At 66.5% G+C, this 13,681-nt stretch carries 12 protein-coding genes; 8 read left to right on the top strand and 4 right to left on the bottom strand.

All coding sequences use genetic code 11. The features are described 5' to 3' along the window. Positions 1-23: 23 nt before the first annotated feature. Both AAIO73_RS05670 and greB read left to right on the top strand, forming a co-directional pair. Complete coding sequence (locus AAIO73_RS05670; RefSeq protein WP_526023771.1) at positions 24-2,063, top strand: lytic transglycosylase domain-containing protein; 2,040 nt, start codon at positions 24-26, stop codon at positions 2,061-2,063. Continuing rightward, entirely contained in the window at positions 2,060-2,542 is a 483-nt protein-coding gene (gene greB, locus AAIO73_RS05665; protein ID WP_345876764.1) for a transcription elongation factor GreB, read from the top strand. The genes AAIO73_RS05670 and greB overlap by 4 nt, the downstream gene beginning before the upstream one ends. On the opposite strand, the gene AAIO73_RS05660 is transcribed toward greB, so the two are convergent. After that, positions 2,533-3,063, bottom strand: coding sequence for an isochorismatase family protein (locus AAIO73_RS05660; protein WP_345876902.1), 531 nt, complete (start codon positions 3,061-3,063; stop codon positions 2,533-2,535). The two genes, greB and AAIO73_RS05660, sit on opposite strands and share 10 nt — an antisense overlap. Positions 3,064-3,237: 174 nt before the next feature. On the opposite strand from AAIO73_RS05660, the gene AAIO73_RS05655 reads away from it, so the two are divergent. Both AAIO73_RS05655 and AAIO73_RS05650 read left to right on the top strand, forming a co-directional pair. Then, positions 3,238-4,884: a cation:proton antiporter domain-containing protein gene (locus AAIO73_RS05655; protein WP_345876763.1), complete on the top strand. Its 1,647-nt coding sequence runs from the start codon at positions 3,238-3,240 to the stop codon at positions 4,882-4,884. A gap of 32 nt (positions 4,885-4,916) precedes the next feature. Beyond that, the gene (locus AAIO73_RS05650) at positions 4,917-5,693 is read left to right on the top strand and encodes an NYN domain-containing protein (protein WP_345876762.1); all 777 of its coding nucleotides are present in this window, start codon (positions 4,917-4,919) and stop codon (positions 5,691-5,693) included. Positions 5,694-5,975: 282 nt separating this feature from the next. Here the strand turns inward: AAIO73_RS05650 and AAIO73_RS05645 are convergent, their stop codons facing one another. Further along, positions 5,976-7,151, bottom strand: a complete 1,176-nt coding sequence (locus tag AAIO73_RS05645) for a sensor histidine kinase (protein WP_345876761.1) — start codon at positions 7,149-7,151, stop codon at positions 5,976-5,978. A gap of 10 nt (positions 7,152-7,161) precedes the next feature. Next, positions 7,162-8,841, bottom strand: a complete 1,680-nt coding sequence (gene ettA / locus AAIO73_RS05640) for an energy-dependent translational throttle protein EttA (RefSeq protein ID WP_242116198.1) — start codon at positions 8,839-8,841, stop codon at positions 7,162-7,164. A gap of 303 nt (positions 8,842-9,144) precedes the next feature. Here ettA and AAIO73_RS05635 point away from each other — a divergent pair, with 303 nt between their 5' ends. From AAIO73_RS05635 to AAIO73_RS05620, 4 genes are all read left to right on the top strand, one after another. Then, the gene (locus tag AAIO73_RS05635) at positions 9,145-10,503 is read left to right on the top strand and encodes a M28 family peptidase (protein ID WP_345876760.1); all 1,359 of its coding nucleotides are present in this window, start codon (positions 9,145-9,147) and stop codon (positions 10,501-10,503) included. Between the two features lie 142 nt (positions 10,504-10,645). Then, positions 10,646-10,891 carry a putative periplasmic lipoprotein gene (locus AAIO73_RS05630; RefSeq protein WP_242116191.1) on the top strand — a complete coding sequence of 82 codons (246 nt, stop codon included), beginning with the start codon at positions 10,646-10,648 and terminating at the stop codon, positions 10,889-10,891. A gap of 250 nt (positions 10,892-11,141) precedes the next feature. Then, a complete protein-coding gene (locus AAIO73_RS05625; protein WP_345876759.1) occupies positions 11,142-11,459 on the top strand; it encodes a hypothetical protein in 318 nt (105 codons plus the stop codon). A gap of 76 nt (positions 11,460-11,535) precedes the next feature. Beyond that, the gene (locus AAIO73_RS05620) at positions 11,536-12,363 is read left to right on the top strand and encodes a hypothetical protein (protein WP_345876758.1); all 828 of its coding nucleotides are present in this window, start codon (positions 11,536-11,538) and stop codon (positions 12,361-12,363) included. A gap of 300 nt (positions 12,364-12,663) precedes the next feature. On the opposite strand, the gene AAIO73_RS05615 is transcribed toward AAIO73_RS05620, so the two are convergent. Beyond that, on the bottom strand, positions 12,664-13,680 hold the full coding sequence (locus tag AAIO73_RS05615; RefSeq protein WP_345876757.1) for an aldo/keto reductase: 1,017 nt from the start codon (positions 13,678-13,680) through the stop codon (positions 12,664-12,666). Position 13,681: the final 1 nt, after the last annotated feature.

The raw sequence follows: 13,681 nt of genomic DNA, 5'->3' as shown, positions 1-13,681 counted from the left end.
CGCGCTTCCATATCATGTCCAGTATGCTGACCACCGTGTTCAAGAGCGCGTTCCTGCTCACCGGCGTCGCGAGCGCCGCCATGGCCACCGGGCTGTTGCAGACCGCTCCGCAGGCCCCTGCCCCCGTCACGCCGCGACCGATCGTGCAACCGGTCGCGCCCGCTGCCCAGCCGATGGTGCAGCCGGTGCCCGCGCCGGTACCCTACGACCCGATCCAGCCGGTGCTGGCCGACTGGAAACGGCTACAGCAGTCGGACAATTACCCCTTCGCCGACTATGCCCGCTTCCTGCTGGCGCATCCGGGGTTTCCGGGTGAGACCAGCCGCCGCGCCGCTGCCGAAACCGTACTGGCCGATGGCGGACAGGATGCGGCGACGGTGCTGCGCTTCTTCACCCGCTTCCCGCCGCGCACCGCCGCCGGGCAGTTGCGCTATGCGGAGGCGCTGGCGGCCAGCGGACGGCTGCCCGAAGCGCAGGCGGCGGCGCGGGCGGCGTGGCGGCGCGGCGTGCTGCGTCCGGCCGACGAAGCGACGTTGCTTGGCCGCTTTGCGAGCGCCCTGGCGCCGACCGACCACGACGCACGGATGGATAAAATGCTGTGGCAGGGGGCGACGACCGCCGGGCTGCGCCAGATCGGCTATGTCTCGGCGGCGATGCGCCCGACCTTCGACGCGCGGATGGCGTTCCGCACCAACGCCGCCGATGCCAGCGTGCGCGGCGAACAGCCGGGCGTCGACCGCGCCGATCCGGGCTATATCGCCGATCGGGCAAGCTGGCTGCGGGCATCGGGCCAGTCGGGCGCGGCGCGTGCCTATCTGGCGCAGCCGCGCCGGCTGTCGCGGACGCCCGGCGATATCGAGGAATGGCTCGAAGTCCTGCTGACCAACGCGCGGGCGGCGCAGGCCGACAGCCAGTACGACCTCGCCTATCGTATCGCCTCGCAGATCGACGATGCCTTTCCGGCGGGTACGATCGTCGCCGACGCCGGCTATGGCGAGCGCGACGATTATACCAGCCTCGCCTGGCTGGCGGGCACCATCGCGCTGCAGCAACTCAACCGGCCGAGCGACGCGACGGGGATGTTCGCACGTTACGCCAGCGGGTCGCGGACGCCGACGGTCCGGACCAAGGGCTATTATTGGGCAGGCCGCGCGGCGGAGGCGGCGGGCGATCGTCCCACTGCCGACCGCTGGTATGCGCAGGCGGCCGATCTCGGCGACTTGTTCTATGGCCAGTTGGCGAGCGAGCGGATCGGCCGCCCGTTGCGCGCGCCGCCCGCCACCGCCGTCGCGACCGCCGTGCCGGCCGATCTGCGCGCCGCCTATATGAATGGCGAAATGGCGCGGGCCACCCGCTATCTGGGTCGCACCGGCCAATATGCCGACCAGAGCCTGTTCATCCGCAAGATCGCCGAGGATGCGCGCAGCGACACCGACCATGCACTGGCAGTCGAGCTGGCCAAGGCGATCGACCGCCCCGACCTGGCGGTGATGGTCGGGCGCAGCGCGCTGCTGAACGGGCATAGCGACTATACGCTGGCGGGCTATCCGTCGGTGCCGGTGGGCGGGCCGCAACAGGACCAGTTCACGCTGATCCATGCTATCGCCCGACAGGAAAGCCAGTTCGACCGTACCGCCGTCAGCCGGGCGGGCGCACGCGGGCTGATGCAGTTGATGCCGGGCACCGCGCGCGAGACCGCGACCAAGCTGGGGCTGACCTACAGCCCGACCGCGCTCAACGACCCGGCGTTCAACATGGCCTTGGGGTCGAGCTATATCCAGCGGATGCTCGATTATTATGGCGGCAGCTATCCACTGGCGATCGCCGCCTATAATGCCGGGCCGGGCAATGTGAACAAGTTCATCCGCGCCAATGGCGACCCGCGCACGCCCGGCGTCGACATGATCGAATGGATCGAAAAGATCCCGCTGTCCGAAACTCGCGGCTATGTGCAGCGCGTGCTGGAAAATGCGGTCGTCTATGACCTGATCCATGCCGACAAGGCGCGGTCGCGCGGGCCGAACAACCTTAGCTGGTATCTGGGGAAGAACCGACCGGGATGAGCGAACCGCGTCCGAACTACATCACCCCGGCGGGCTATGCCGTGTTGAAGGCCGAATATGACCAGTTGCTGGGCGAGGAGCGACCTAAGCTGGTCGACGTCATCGCCTGGGCCGCAGGGAATGGCGACCGGTCGGAAAATGGCGACTATATCTATGGCCGCAAACGCCTTCGCGAGATCGACCGGCGGCTGGGTTTCCTCGCCAAGCGGATGAAGGCGGCGCGGGTCGTCGATCCCGCCGCGCAGACCGAACGCGGCCGGGCGTGGTTCGGCGCGACCGTGACGATCGCCGACGAGGACGACAACCATCGCACGCTCGAACTGGTCGGCGACGACGAAGCCGATGCCGGCAAGGGGCGGATCGGCTGGAACTCGCCGATGGCGCGGGCCTTGCGCGGGAGTGCGGTGGGCGACGTGCGCACGGTCGCGCTGCCGGCGGGGGCGAAGGAATATGAGGTAATGGCGATCGCCTATCCGTGAAGCGACGTGATCACGGCGGCACTGTCGGTCACCTTGGCGAAGTCTGCGGCGAGCAACGCCATCGTCACGTCAAAGATAGTCTGCGCATCATGGCTAGGAAGGTCGAAGCCGAGCACGGCATCAGCGACGACTTCTACTAGAAAACCAAGGTCGACGGCAGCGCGGACGGTCGAGTTGACGCAGAACTCCGCGACCGCTCCGACCACGTAGAGTTTTGGCGAACCGATTGCGCGAAGATGGTTCGCAAGATCAGTCGTGGCGAAGGCGGACGAACTGTGCTTCACGAACACCGGCTCCCCTGGCGCCTCCGTCGTGCAGAGCATTGGCGGATAGCCGGCCGCGTCGGGATGCAGCGGAGACGCAGGATCGGTTTCGGCGTGGCGGACATGGACCACCCCCTGCCCCGCATGCCGGAATGCAGTGACCAACGCCGCTATCCGCGTCGGTGCATCGCCATGGACGTGCGGACGACCCGCATCGATCCGCGCCTGCATCTCCTGCTGCATGTCGATAATGACCAGTGCCTTGTCGATGGCGTCCCCCCTGCCGCATGGCAGGCGGGTTGATAGCGGTTCCGATATCGCTTGCCATCATCGTTCCGACGTCCGGAACGACATCGACGACGAAAAACGGTACGCTGGCGAACCCAAGTGTCGCCACGCCCGTTGGATTTATGAACCGGCCGAGGAGAACCGATGCCCCATTACACGCCGCTGATCGGAACCATCGTCACCGCACTGGTCGCGGCGTTCGTCATGGGGGCGGCGGCGCAGAAGCTGCGCGTGTCACCGATCGCGGGCTATCTGATGGCCGGTGTATTGATCGGGCCGTTCACGCCGGGCTTCGTCGCCAATTCGGGGATCGCGACCGAACTGGCGGAGATCGGCGTCATTCTGCTGATGTTCGGGGTGGGGCTGCATTTCTCGCTGAAGGACCTGTTGTCGGTATGGCGCATCGCCGTGCCGGGGGCCGTCGTGCAGATCGCGGTCGCGACGACGATGGGCTGGGGACTGAGCCAGTTTCTCGGCTGGTCGCTGATGGCAGGGATTGTGTTCGGCCTTGCCCTCGCGGTGGCGAGCACGGTGGTGCTGCTGCGGGCGCTGGAGGCGCGCGCGCTGGTGCAGACCGAACGCGGGCGAATCGCGGTCGGGTGGCTGATCGTCGAGGATCTCGCCATGGTGCTGGCGCTGGTCCTGCTGCCGGTCGTCGCCGCCGCGATCGATCCGGCCAAGGCGGCGGCGCCCGGCGCGATCGTCACCGCGGTCGTGATGACGCTGCTGAAGGTCACCGGCTTCGTTACGCTGATGCTGGTCGTCGGACGGCGGGTCATTCCATGGGCGCTGCATTGGGTGGTGCATACCGGATCGCGCGAGCTGTTCCGGCTGGCGGTGCTGGCGATCGCGCTGGGCGTGGCGTTCGGGGCGGCACTGGCGTTCGACGTGTCGTTTGCACTCGGCGCGTTCTTCGCCGGCATGATCCTCGGCGAAACCCCGCTCAGCCGGCGCGCGGCGCAGGAGACGCTGCCTTTGCGCGATGCGTTCGCGGTGTTGTTCTTCGTGTCGGTCGGCATGTTGTTCGATCCGAAGGTGGTGATGGAACAACCCGGACCGCTGCTCGCCACCGTCGCGATCATCGTGGTCGGCAAATCGGCTGCAGCGTGGGTGATCGTCCGCGCTTTCGGCCACCCAAACCGCACCGCTGCGACCATCGCCGCCAGCCTTGCGCAGATCGGCGAATTCTCGTTCATCCTTGCCGGGATCGGCACCAATCTCGGCATCCTGCCCGACGCTGGGCGCGACCTGATCCTCGCGGGCGCGATCCTGTCGATCATGGTCAATCCGTTCCTGTTCGGCGCGGTTGCGGGACGCGGCGACGAACCATCGGTCAACGAGGCGCAGGAGACCGAGCGCGAAAAGGCGCGCGAGGATCATGTCGTGCTGGTCGGTGCGGGCCGGGTCGGGCGGTTGATCGCGGAAGGGCTGCGCGACGCCGGCCGCGCCTTCGTCGTGATCGAGGATCAGGCCGATACCGCACGCGCTGCCGCCGCCCATGGCTGGAGCGTGGTGCTGGGCAACGCCCTCGACCCCAATGTCTTGCGCGACGCGGGTGTCGGCGAGGCGACCAAGCTGCTGATCGCCATCCCCTGCGGGTTCGAGGCGGGCGCGATCGTCCAGCATGCGCGCGGGATGAACGCCGGTCTCTACATTCTGTCGCGCGCGCATTCCGCCGAGGAAGTCAGCTATCTGGAGCGGCACGGCGTCGATCAGGTCGTGTTGGGCGAGGAGGAACTGGCCCACACCATGTTGCGCCGGGCCGAGGAACGCCGCGCGCAGGAAGCATAGCCGCCGGGAGCGGCGTGCAGTAGGGAGTAACGATGGTCACCCACACTCCGCCCACCGGCAACGTCGCGTTGCTGATCGATGCCGACAATGCCGGCGCCGCCTATCTCGATTCGGTACTGACGGTGCTGGCCGAGTTTGGCACCGTCAACGTCCGGCGCGCCTATGGCAATTGGGAAAAGCCGGGGCTGAAAAGCTGGAAGGCGCTGCTGATGCGCCACGGGATCGAGCCGTTCCAGCAGTTCGACATTACCAAAGGCAAGAACGCGACCGACATGCGCATGACCATCGACGCGATGGACCTGCTGTTGCGCGGCCGCATTACCGGTTTCGGCATCATGTCGTCGGACAGCGATTTCATGCCGCTCGCCCAGCGCATCCGGCAGGAAGGCGTGCCGGTCTATGGTTTCGGCACCGACCGCACGCCGGAAGGGTTTCGCGAAAGCTGCACGCGGTTCATCGACGTCGCCTCGCTGGACGTCGAGGATGTGGCGAACATGCCGCTGCCGCCCGCGATCGGCGGGGTCGCGGCACCGGCCGCGGCGCCCGCGGCCAAACCTGCCCCCGCGCCGGCGCGCAAGCAGCAAAAGATCGACGCGGCGCTGGTGAAGCTGTTGTCCGATGCATACGATGCGTCAAAGGTCGATAAGCGAGGGTTTGCGAGTTTGTCGGAAGTCGGCCAGCGCGCGGCGAACCGGTCGAGCTTCGATACCCGCAACTACGGGTTCAAGCGGCTGTCGGACCTGATTGAGAAGGTGAAGGCGTTCGAGGTGGAGCGGCGCGATACCGGGGTGTTCGTAAAGCTGGTCTGAGGAGGCTGCCCTTACCCAGCCCATTGCCTCCCCGCTTCCGTTTGCTTCGAGCCTGTCGAGAATCGACCGTCGAGAAGGCGGTGCCACGAACGCCGCCGTTCGTGCAGAGTAGGGACTGAGCGAAGCCGAAGGCCCGTATCGAAGCACTTGTGCCACGAGTCCTTCGATACGCCGTTTCGACAGGCTGAATGGCTACTCAGGACGAACGGTGTGGGGCACCGACGGGCGGTTCTCGACTGCGCCCGAACCTGCTCGAAGCAAACGGCAGGATGGGGCGAATCCCTACACTCCCTCGGGCAACGGCATCGAAAACACCACCCGCGTCCCGGGCCGAGCATTCTCGAACGCCAGCGTGCCCCCCAATTGCCGCGACAGGCTGTTCACCATCCGCATCCCGAGACTCGTCGGCCGCGCCACGGTCGGGTCGAGGTCCGCCGGCAGGCCGACGCCTTGGTCGATCACCGTCAACGTCAGCGCGCCGTCGTCGCACCGCGTTTCGATCCGCACCGGACCGCCGCCCTCGCCATAGGCATATTTGACCGCGTTGGTGACCAGTTCGGTCAGCAGCAGCCCCATCGGGATCGCGGTATCGCCGCTGACCGTCAACGGAGCGATATCGCAGTCGATCGCATGGTCGGGCGCCTGTTCGCGCAACTGGTCGACGATGCCGCATAGCAGCCGGTCGAGCGCGACCACGCCGACGCGCTCACCCTGCCATAACTGATCATGCGCCTGCCCGATCGCGACGATCCGCGCCTGCGCATCGCCCAGCATCCGCTGCACCCGCGGATCGTCGTCCTCGCGCATCTGCAGGTTGAGCATCGCCGACACCATGGCGAGGCTGTTCTTGACCCGGTGCGACGCCTCGCGCGTCAGCAATTCCTGATGCTCGATCGCAGCGCGCAGATTGGCCTCCGCCTCGAGCCGCTCGATCGCGACGCCGATCAGATTGGCAAAGCCCTGCATGAAGGCGAGGTCGTCTTCCTCGAACCGCCCGTCCGAGCGGCTGTCGACTTCGAGCACGCCGAAACGCTTGCCATTCGCCTCGACCAGCACATTGATCGCGCGCTTGACGCCATGGTCGGCCATGAAGCCCGGCGTGCGAAAGCGCTTCTCGTCGCGCAGATGGTTGGAGATCACCGCCTCGCCGGTCTGGAAGGCGAAGCCGGCCGGCGATCCGAGATCGTCGCCCATCTCCGCACCACCGACGACACCCTCGTTCCAGCCGATGCCGGCGCGGACGATCAGTCCGCCGCGCGCCGCATCATGGTGCAGGAATTTGGCGAGCCGGGTCCGCATCCCGCGCGCGGCGAGTTCGACCGCGGCGCGGACGATCTCGTCGATATCGCGGCTGCGCAGCGCGATCCCGCCGAACTCGGCCAGGATGCGCTGCTGGTCGAGGCGATAGCGGATCGCGTCGGCGGGATCGTTCGACCCCGCCCCATTTTCCTCGACCACCGGCATAGGATCAGCGGGTCAGCTTCTTGTACGCCAGCCGCGTCGGACGGTCGGCGGCATCGCCCATGCGACGACGCTTGTCGGCCTCATAGGCTTCGAAGTTACCCTCGAACCATTCGACATGGCTGTCGCCTTCGAACGCCAGGATGTGGGTGCACAGCCGATCGAGGAAGAAGCGATCGTGGCTGATGACCACGGCGCAGCCCGCGAACGATTCCAGCGCTTCTTCGAGCGCGCGCAGCGTTTCGACGTCGAGGTCGTTGGTCGGTTCGTCGAGCAGCAGGACGTTACCGCCCTCCTTCAGCATCTTGGCAATATGGACGCGGTTGCGCTCACCGCCCGAAAGCTGGCCGACCTTCTTCTGCTGGTCCTGCCCCTTGAAGTTGAAGGCGCCGACATAGGCACGCGTGCCGAGTTCCTGCTTGCCGAAACGGAACACGTCGAGGCCGTCCGACACCTCTTCCCAGACATTCTTGTTGGGGTCGAGGTCGTCGCGCGACTGGTCGACATAGCCGAGCTTCACCGTCTGTCCGACCTCGATCTTGCCGCCATCGGGCTGTTCCTGGCCGGTGATGAGCTTGAACAGCGTCGACTTGCCCGCGCCGTTCGGGCCGATCACGCCGACGATGCCGCCCGGCGGCAGGTTGAAGTCGAGATTTTCGAACAGCAGCTTGTCGCCGTAGGCCTTGGTCAAACCTTCGGCCTCGATCACCTTGCCGCCGAGGCGTTCGGGAATCTGGATGAGGATCTGCGCCTTGCCGACCGCGCGATTCTCCTGCCGTTCGACCAGTTCGTCGAACGCCCGGATACGCGCCTTGGACTTGGTCTGGCGCGCCTTGGGCGTCTGCCGCATCCAGGCCAGTTCGTCCTGGATCGCCTTGGCCCGGCCGGCTTCCTCGCGCTCTTCCTGTTCGAGGCGCTTGGCCTTCTTCTCCAGATAGCCCGAATAGTTGGACTCGTAGGTGTAGTAGCGGCCGCGATCGAGCTCGAGCACCCAGTTCACGACATTGTCGAGGAAGTACCGGTCGTGGGTCACGAGGATGACGTTGCCGGTATATTCCTTGAGGTAGTTTTCCAGCCACGCGACGCTTTCGGCGTCGAGGTGGTTGGTCGGTTCGTCGAGCAGCAGGATCTGCGGCTTTTCGAGCAGCAGCTTGCACAGCGCGACGCGGCGCTTCTCACCGCCCGACAGGTTTTCGACCGATGCGTCGCCCGGCGGACAGCGCAGCGCCTCCATCGCGATTTCGAGCTGGTTGTCGAGGCTCCAGCCATCGACCGCATCGATCTTCGCCTGGAGCTCGCCCATCTCCTCCATCAGCGCGTCGAAATCGGTGTCGTCCTGCGGATCGCCCATTTCGGCCGAGATGGCGTTGAAGCGATCGACGAGGTCCGCGACCGGACGCACGCCATCCTTGACGTTTTCCATGACCGTCTTGGTCGGGTCGAGCTTCGGCTCCTGCGGCAGGTAACCAACCTTGATGCCTTCGGCGGCCCACGCTTCACCGGTAAATTCGGTGTCGATGCCGGCCATGACCTTCATCAGCGTCGACTTGCCCGCGCCGTTGGGACCGATGATCGCGATCTTGGCATCGGGCAGGAATTGCAGGTGGATGTTGTTCAGCACCGGCTTGTTCGCGCCGGGGAAGGTCTTTGTCAGACCCTTCATCACATAGCTGTACTGTACGGCCATTGCCGAAGGCTCCGTTTCGAATGTCTGGATGGGGAATAAGCGTCAGCCGCGATGTAGCGATGGGCCAGGGACTTGGCAACGCGCGGCCCATCAGGCGACGTGGACCGACAAATCCTCCCCACATCGTGGGGAGGGGGACCGTCCGCAGGACGGTGGAGGGGGGTGGCAGCATACGGAACGGTTGCGTTGCGCGGCCCTCCCCCTCCACCAGCTTCGCTGGTCCCCCTCCCCGCAGGCGGGGAGAATTTGCGTTCTTTGAAGCTGTCCGTATGGAGCGGAAAAGAACCGAACAAGGGGAACCCAATGCGCCGCCTGCTCCTCGCCGCCCTTGCCCTGCCCCTCCCCGCTTTTGCCCAGTCGATGGACGTTGCGACGCTGCGCGATGCCGCGCTGACCGATACCGTCGCGTGGGACATTACCGAAGGCCTCACCACCGAGATCGGCCCGCGCCTCGCCGGTACGCCCGGCGAAGCGCGCGCCCGCGACTGGGCGGTGGTGCGGCTGAAGGCACTGGGGTTCAGCAACGTCCACATCGAACCGTATAAAATGCCGGTCTGGGTCCGGGGCGAGGAACGCGCCGCGATCGTCAGCCCCTTCCCGCAGCCGCTTGCGATTGCGGCGCTCGGCAATTCGGGCGCGACGCCCGCCAAGGGGTTGGAAGCCGAAATCGCCTTCTTCCCGACGCTCGACGATCTGAAGGCCGCGCCGGCGGGCAGCCTGAAGGGCGAGATCGCGTTCGTCAGCCATGCGATGGCCGCGACGCAGGACGGATCGAGCTATGGCGCGTTCGGCGCGGTCCGTCGGGCGGGTCCGGCGATCGCCGCGCAAAAGGGTGCGGCGGCGATCGTCATCCGGTCGCTCGGCACCGACCATCACCGCAACCCCCATGCCGGCAGTACCGTCTTTCCGGCAGGCACCGTGGCCATACCGGCGGGTGCGCTGTCGGTGCCCGATGCCGAACAGCTCGAACGCGTATTGAAGCGCGGACGGCCGGTCCGGCTGCGCCTGACGCTGACACCGCGCCAGATCGGCATGCGTGAATCGGGCAATGTCGTCGCCGAAGTCCCGGGGAGCGATCCCGCCGCCGGGATCGTGCTGATCGGCGGGCATCTCGACAGCTGGGACCTCGGCACCGGCGCGTTCGACGATGCCGCCGGCCTCGGCATCACCACCGCCGCCGCCAAACGGATCATGGAAGCCGGTCGCCCGCGACGCACGATCCGCGTCGTGTGGTTCGGTGCCGAGGAAGTCGGCGGCGTCGGCGGCGCGGCCTATGCGAAGGCGCATGCCGGCGATGCCCATGTCCTCGCCGCCGAGAGCGATTTCGGCGCCGACCGGGTGTGGCGGTTCGATGTCGCCCTGCCCCCCGAATCGGCCGCGATCGGTGACCGGCTCGCCACGGCGCTAGCCCCGCTCGGCATCACGCGCGGCACCGCCGTCGCCGGCGACGGCACCGATATCGGACCGACGCTGGCGCAACATGTCGCTGCCGTCGACCTCACCCAATCGGGCCTACGCTATTTCGATCTGCACCACACCCCCGACGACACGTTGGACAAAGTCGACCCTGTGCAATTGCAGCAAAACGTAGCGGCATGGACCGCGATGCTGGCCGTCGTCGCCAACGCGCCGGAGCCCATCGGGCCGTTTCGTCGCAAGTAGGAAACGGCCCACCATTGGTCGCAAAGCCGCATTCCTGCCACAATTGGCGATTGACGGCGGCGCGGAAGGCGCTATTGCGGCAACTTCGCGACGGCGGTGACGCCGGCCTTTCGCGAAATGGATTTCTCTGGGAGTTACCCTTATGAAGAAGATCATGCTCGTCGCCGCCGCAGCCGGCCTCCTCTCGGTCGCCGCTTGCAAGAACACCCCGACCGACAACGCCGCTGACGCAGCGTCGGACAACCTCGAAATGCTGGCCGACAACCTCGAAGCGCAGGCTGAGAACACCTCGAACGAAGCCGTCGCTGCCGACCTGATGAACGCTTCGGAAAACGCCGAAGACGCGTCGGACGCGATCGAGAACTCGGCCGAGCACAACGGCATGTAATCCCCTTCCCGTGCCCTCGGGCCACGGGAAACCGGATTTCGGAAAGGGCGCCCCGGCAACGGCGGCGCCCTTTTTCGTGCGCGAAATCGATCGTTACGCCCCCGGTGTCACGGTGGCGCGATTGGGGCATGATTGCGGCCGGGACATTGCGCAGCGTAAATGCGCGCCCTTCGCCGCCTACTCCAAATGAAGGACAGGAAGCGTCCGGCGACTGCCCTATGATATGCCGTCGTGCAGCGGGAGGCGATCGATGTTCGGGCGGGCAGGAACATACGGACAATGCTGCGTCGCCGTCGCAGCGCTGCTATTCTCGGTCCCGTCCGCCGCGCAACTTGCCCGCGCCGTGACGGTGCCGCCCGGACTCGGTGTCGCCTATTCCCGACTTGGCAAGGCGATGGCGCAGGACCTGCTCGACTGTCGCGATCCCCGCAAACACGTCACGCTGATCGACTGGGACGCCGAGCTGATCTCGGTCGTGGGGGATGATGGTCTCGACCAGCAGCCGGGCGCGGGCAAACAGGTGACGCGGCCCTTCACCCACGTCTGGAACCAGCGCAGCGATGCGTGAAGCCGAACGCGCGGCAGGCGACGATCGCCGACGCGCAGTAGCACTGGATCGGAGGCGTCTTTCGAGGAAGGGAATCATGCCATATCGTCATGCCCATCGCTGGCTATCGCTCCTGTTCCCGCTCATCGTCCTCGCCTTCTGGCCCGGCTATTTCGGTCGGCTGCGCGAGGCGCCGTTCGCGCTGCATGCGCATGGCATCACCGCGACCGCTTGGCTGGCACTGTTGACGGTCCAGAGCTGGTCGATCGCCACCCACCGGGTCGCGTGGCATCGGCGGTACGGCCTTGCCACTTTCGTCATTCTGCCACTGTTCGCGGCGGCGGGGCCGCTCGCGTTGCACAGCATGGTATCGCTGTGGCGAAGCGGCGCCGACCCGTTTCATGCCACCTATGGCGCGCGGCTGGCGAGCGCCGACATGATCGCCGGAGCCTCGGTAATCGCCATGGTCGCCTATGCCCTTACCCGACGCCGCCAGGTAGTAGCGCACGGGTCGGCCATGCTGGCAACGGCGCTGCTGGTCCTGCCGCCGATCCTTGGCCGATTGCTGCCGATAATCCCCGGCTTTCCGGTCGGCGGCTCGGCAGGATTTGGCGGCTTTCGCCTGTCGTTCCACCTTGCCAACCTGTTGACGTTGCTGATCGCTACCCTGCTCGCGGCGCGCACCCCAGGGCGTGGTATCGGTTTCACCCTTGCCGCCGTCGCTACTGCCGCACAGATGATCGCGTTCGAGACGATCGGTGGCACCGAGGCATGGGAACGCTGCGTGACGCTGCTGACCGAGCTTCCGCCCGCACCGCTGGCGGTCGCTGCCGCGATGGCCAGCGGGGCACTGCTCTACGCGGCATGGCGGCAGATCCCCCCGCGCACCGGTCGCGTCGTTCCCGCCAAGGCTGGCGGGCAGTAGCGATCTGCGCGTGGGCGTCACGTCGGGTGCCCAGTCTCGTGCGCGCCCATCCTGAATAAGGCCAGCCGTCAGATCAGCTTTCCCGACGCCTGGAACCGCAACTGCGAACGATGTTGCGCGCAGCGACGAGGGCGGCTGGTCGACTGGAGATGCGCCTGTTCGTGTCTCAACTGTCGCGAGACCGGCACGCTAGCGAGGCTGACATCCCTCATGACCCTCGTCTGATCCCGCATGTCGCTGGCGGGAAGACGGTGTCGTAGCAAGTGCAGAACGCGCCGTCCCCTTCGCCCCGGCAGTTCCTCACGCGCGATAGCCGCCCTGCCGTTCAAGCATCCAGCCGGGATATTCCGGCGGCAGCTTCGTCACTGCATCGAGCGCGGCAAGATCGTGCGCGTCGAGCGACACGCCGGTCGCGGCGATATTGTCGGCAAGCTGGTCGACCCGCTTCGCGCCGACGATGACGCTGGTGACCACCGGTTGATGGAGCAGCCAGGCGAGCGCCACCTGTGCCACGGTGCAACCTTTCCCCCCGGCGATGCGGCGCATTTCCGCGAGGACCGCCGATCCGCGGGTGCGGTCGACCGGCGGAAAGTCGAAGGTCGCGCGCCGGCCGTCCGGATCGTTGCCCTCGCCGTCATACTTGCCCGACAGGTAGCCGCCGGCGAGCGGGCTCCATACCATCAGCCCGATCTTCTCGGACCGGAGCATCGGCACGATCTCGCGCTCCAGATCGCGGCCGACCAACGTATAATAGGCTTGAAGCGACAGAATCGGCGCCAGCCGCCGCGCTTGCGTGATGCCGACTGCCTTCACCACCTGCCACGCCGCCCAGTTGGAAAGGCCGAGATAGCGGACATGACCGTGACGGACGAGCGTGTCGAGCGCCTCCAACGTCTCCTCGATCGGCGTCGCAGGGTCGAAGCCGTGGATCTGGTACAGGTCGATATGGTCGAGCCCGAGGCGCTGCAAGCTCTGCTTGCACTGGCTGATGATGTGGCCGCGCGAGGCGCCGCGTGCGTTGGGGCCGTCACCCATCGGTCCCAGCACCTTGGTCGCGATCACGACATCGTCACGGGCGACACCGAGGTTCCTCAGCGACTGGCCAAGGATACGTTCGCTTTCGCCGCCGGCATAGACGTTGGCGGTGTCGATGAAGTTTATGCCGGCGTCGAGTGCGGTCTTGGTCAGCGCGTCGGCTTCCTCCTGCCCGAGCTTGCCGATCTGGCCCCACATGCCCTCGCTGCCGCCGAAGGTCATGGTGCCGAGGCAGAGTTCGGACACGAAGAGGCCGCTGTGGCCGAGCTGGCGCATGCGCATG

The organism is Sphingomonas epibiotica (assembly GCF_039615155.1).
GTDB lineage: Bacteria > Pseudomonadota > Alphaproteobacteria > Sphingomonadales > Sphingomonadaceae > Sphingomonas.
This window is presented reverse-complemented; position numbering and strand designations above follow the sequence as displayed.

What these genes read in the sequence shown, in the direction of transcription:
- ettA (WP_242116198.1), bottom strand. Translation starts at nt 8,841, where the DNA reads ATGGCCGTACAGTACAGCTATGTGATGAAGGGTCTGACAAAGACCTTC.
- AAIO73_RS05650 (WP_345876762.1), top strand. Translation starts at nt 4,917, where the DNA reads ATGGTCACCCACACTCCGCCCACCGGCAACGTCGCGTTGCTGATCGAT.
- AAIO73_RS05625 (WP_345876759.1), top strand. Translation starts at nt 11,142, where the DNA reads ATGTTCGGGCGGGCAGGAACATACGGACAATGCTGCGTCGCCGTCGCA.
- AAIO73_RS05635 (WP_345876760.1), top strand. Translation starts at nt 9,145, where the DNA reads ATGCGCCGCCTGCTCCTCGCCGCCCTTGCCCTGCCCCTCCCCGCTTTT.
- AAIO73_RS05630 (WP_242116191.1), top strand. Translation starts at nt 10,646, where the DNA reads ATGAAGAAGATCATGCTCGTCGCCGCCGCAGCCGGCCTCCTCTCGGTC.
- greB (WP_345876764.1), top strand. Translation starts at nt 2,060, where the DNA reads ATGAGCGAACCGCGTCCGAACTACATCACCCCGGCGGGCTATGCCGTG.
- AAIO73_RS05615 (WP_345876757.1), bottom strand. Translation starts at nt 13,680, where the DNA reads ATGCGCATGCGCCAGCTCGGCCACAGCGGCCTCTTCGTGTCCGAACTC.
- AAIO73_RS05655 (WP_345876763.1), top strand. Translation starts at nt 3,238, where the DNA reads ATGCCCCATTACACGCCGCTGATCGGAACCATCGTCACCGCACTGGTC.
- AAIO73_RS05620 (WP_345876758.1), top strand. Translation starts at nt 11,536, where the DNA reads ATGCCATATCGTCATGCCCATCGCTGGCTATCGCTCCTGTTCCCGCTC.
- AAIO73_RS05670 (WP_526023771.1), top strand. Translation starts at nt 24, where the DNA reads ATGCTGACCACCGTGTTCAAGAGCGCGTTCCTGCTCACCGGCGTCGCG.